At 78.1% G+C, this 1517-nt stretch carries 1 protein-coding gene and 1 pseudogene; one reads left to right on the top strand and one right to left on the bottom strand.

The annotated features are described in order from the left end of the window. Positions 1 to 139: 139 nt before the first annotated feature. Complete coding sequence (locus CBZ_RS20320; protein ID WP_130783227.1) at positions 140 to 1015, bottom strand: alpha/beta fold hydrolase; 876 nt, start codon at positions 1013 to 1015, stop codon at positions 140 to 142. Positions 1016 to 1209: 194 nt separating this feature from the next. Here CBZ_RS20320 and CBZ_RS21280 point away from each other — a divergent pair. Then, positions 1210 to 1517, top strand: a pseudogene (locus tag CBZ_RS21280) (hypothetical protein); the annotation flags it as partial.

Genomic DNA, 1517 nt, shown 5'->3' with positions numbered 1-1517 from the left:
GCCCGGGCCGGCCGCCGCGGCGTTCCGGCTCGTCGGCGCGCTCGCGGCCGCCGACGGCCGGGCCGGGGCGCTGCTCCTGGCCTCGACCGGACGCGCCGGCCTCCCCGAGGGCTTCACCGTCCTCTGAGCCGTCGTCGGCCTAGCCCGCGGCGAGGACCTCGCGCAGGCGCGCGGCGAACGCCGCCGGCTCGCCCCGCTGCCCGAACTCCCCGCCGAGGAACCCGCCGTGGTCGCTCGGGAAGTCGGTGAGGTCCTGGCCGAGCGCGGCAGCGAGCGCCTGCGACGCGCGCCACGTGAGCAACCCCGCGCTCTCGACCCCGGCGGCGACGACGACCCGGGTCGACGCCGCGGCCAGCGCCGCGACGTCCGGACGGTACGCCGTCACGGCGTCGGACACCCCGGACAGCAGCGGGTCGCCGCGGTTGCCGTCGTCCTCGGTCGGCAGCCCGAACACGGCGGGGTCGACGGGCTCGCTGCCGAAGTCGTCGGGGAGCTCGCCCTTCCACGACGCCAGCGCGATGAACGCCGCCATCCCCGCACCCCAGCCGCGCTCCTGGTACGTCGACGTGACGCGCGCACCCGCGGCGGCCGCCTGGGCGGCGTCGGGCAGCAGGGGGACGACCGGCGGCTCGTGCGCGACGAGCGTGCGCACGTCCTCGGGGTGCGCCGTGACGAGCGCGAGACCCGTGACCGCCCCGCCGCTCGACCCGAACAGGTCGACCGGGCCCGCGCCCAGCGCCACGAGCAGCTCGTGCAGGTCGGCCGCCTGCTGCACCGGGTCGTTCTGCTGCGAGCCGTCGTGACGCGTGCTGCGGCCCAGACCCCGCGGATCGGGCGTGACGACCGTCCGGTCCGGGAGGAGCGACGCGAGGGTGCCGAAGCCGCTCGCGTCCATCGGCTGACCGATCAGCACCAGCGGGGGAGTGCCGTCCGCCGTGGGCAGCGGTCCGCGGACGTCGTAGGTGAGGGTCGCGCCCGGCACGTCGAGGGTGCGGACGTCGGTGCTCGTGGTCATCGCGGTGCTCCTGGCGCTCGGGGTCGGGACGGTCGTCGTCGGGCGCGTGCCCGTTCGCCTGGGTGGACCGGCGACGTCGCGCGGACTCATCGGGTCGGGCACCCCGATCGTCGTCCTGGCCGGGCGTCGGCGCCACTCCCGCCTGGTCGTCCCGACCCGTGACCGGCGGCCGCAGCGCGGCGTACCGTGCGGGCATGCCGGTCGACGCGCCGCACGGGCTCATCGTCGTGCCCGCGCGCGACGTCGCGTGGGACGACCTGCGTGCCGTCTTCGAGTCGCGCGCGGACGGTCGACGGTGCTGGTGCCAGCGCTACACGATGCGGCCGCACGAGTCCTGGGCACGGGTCGGCCCCGAGGCGCTGGCGGCGCGGCTGCGCGAGCACACCGGGACGGACGCCGACGACGCCGCCGACGGGCGCGCCGACGAGCCCGGCGGCGGACCCGTCGGGGGCCCGTGCGCCGACCTCGGCCTGCGCGACGAGCCCCGGGCGCACGACGACCC

The organism is Cellulomonas biazotea, from assembly GCF_004306155.1.
Lineage (GTDB): Bacteria > Actinomycetota > Actinomycetes > Actinomycetales > Cellulomonadaceae > Cellulomonas > Cellulomonas biazotea.
The sequence above is the reverse complement of the archived record's forward strand: the minus strand, read 5'-3'. Positions and strand labels throughout refer to the sequence as shown.

Excerpts from the sequence above, each read along its gene's own strand:
- CBZ_RS20320 (WP_130783227.1), bottom strand. The coding sequence starts at position 1,015 with ATGACCACGAGCACCGACGTCCGCACCCTCGACGTGCCGGGCGCGACC.